Origin of the sequence: Campylobacter concisus, from assembly GCF_002092855.1 — a bacterium.
Taxonomy (GTDB): Bacteria; Campylobacterota; Campylobacteria; order Campylobacterales; family Campylobacteraceae; genus Campylobacter_A; species Campylobacter_A concisus_AI.
This window is the reverse complement of record NZ_LVLC01000018.1, coordinates 1-388: the sequence shown is the minus strand read 5'-3', so window position 1 is coordinate 388 and position 388 is coordinate 1. Positions and strand designations below refer to the sequence as shown.

Here is a 388-nt window from a genome sequence, read left to right as displayed (position 1 = left end):
GCTTGAAAAATTTGTTGTTAAATATCATTCGAAAAGAACACTTAGTTAATGTGATACATTTGCTTGATTTTATTGAAGTTCATGGTGCTGAACATGGTGTTCAAAACATGAGTGATGTGAATGATATAATAACTGCCAATGCTGGTGGTTTTCGATTGTATTTTGACGCTAATTATCAAATGGGATATAGATATAATCGTAAGCCTAAAATTGATAAAGAAACTGGCGAAATACTAGAAGAAACTGAATGATGTGATGAAAGGACGGATAACTAGATCCGTCCTTTTTTGTTGTCGACTAGTCGACTTCTAGTACAAGTTTTTTGGTTTTAGCACAACTCCAATTTATTTGGAGTGTAAGTGCGCATTATCATGATAATGCGCACTTA

1 protein-coding gene is annotated in these 388 nt (G+C 33.5%); it reads left to right on the top strand.

Translation table 11 applies throughout. From position 1 onward, the window contains the following. The coding region (locus tag A3223_RS06710; protein ID WP_441294224.1) for a hypothetical protein at positions 1-251 on the top strand (251 nt) is incomplete at its 5' end. Between the last annotated feature and the right edge of the window lie 137 nt (positions 252-388).